Origin of the sequence: Microbacterium sp. BF1 (assembly GCF_019279095.1) — a bacterium.
GTDB classification, from domain to species: Bacteria; Actinomycetota; Actinomycetes; order Actinomycetales; family Microbacteriaceae; genus Microbacterium; species Microbacterium maritypicum.
Map to the genome: position 1 here is coordinate 1 of NZ_JAGYWT010000775.1, position 741 is coordinate 741.

The 741-nt window shown below is 70.7% G+C and carries 1 protein-coding gene; it reads left to right on the forward strand.

Going from position 1 to position 741, the window contains the following annotated elements:
• Positions 1–91: 91 nt before the first annotated feature.
• Positions 92–741 (forward strand): pantoate--beta-alanine ligase (gene panC / locus KZA10_RS16705; protein ID WP_218683461.1); only part of this gene is annotated, 650 nt, incomplete at its 3' end.

Sequence of the window (741 nt, forward strand, 5' to 3'; positions counted from 1 at the left end):
AGCTCGAGCTGTCCGACCTGTTCGACGCCCTCGCCGCCGTCACGCGCACGATCACCGCCCGCCCCGCCCCTGCAACCGAGGAGCCCTCCACATGAGAATCCTCCGCACGATCCCCGAGGTCAGAGCCGCTATCCGCGAAGCGAGGGTCGGGGGCGCGACGATCGGTCTCGTGCCCACGATGGGTGCCTTCCACGACGGGCACCTGTCGCTGATGCGGGCCGCGCGCGCGGCATCCGACCTGGTCGTCGTCTCGCTCTTCGTCAATCCGACCCAGTTCGGCGCGAACGAAGACCTCAGCGCCTACCCGCGCGATGAGGCACGCGATGCCGCGCTCGCGGAAGCTGCAGGCGTCGACATCCTCTTCGCTCCCGCACCGTCGGAGATCTACCCCGAGGGGTTCGCGACGAACATCCACGTCGCGGGCCTCACCGACGTGCTCGACGGTGCGAGCCGTGGGGCGCACCACTTCGACGGGGTCGCCACGGTCGTCACGAAGCTGTTCGGCATCGTCCGGCCCGACACCGCCTACTTCGGGCAGAAGGACGCGCAGCAGGTGCTCGTGGTCCGCCGTGTCGTGCGGGACCTCGACCTCGACGTGCGGATCGTCGCCTGCCCGATCGTGCGGGAAGCCGACGGGCTCGCCATGAGCTCGCGCAACGTGTACCTCGACCCCGCCGCCCGTGTGCAGGCGACCGCGCTCAACCGTGCCCTCGACGCGGGCGCCGCGGTGTTCGAGGCGGG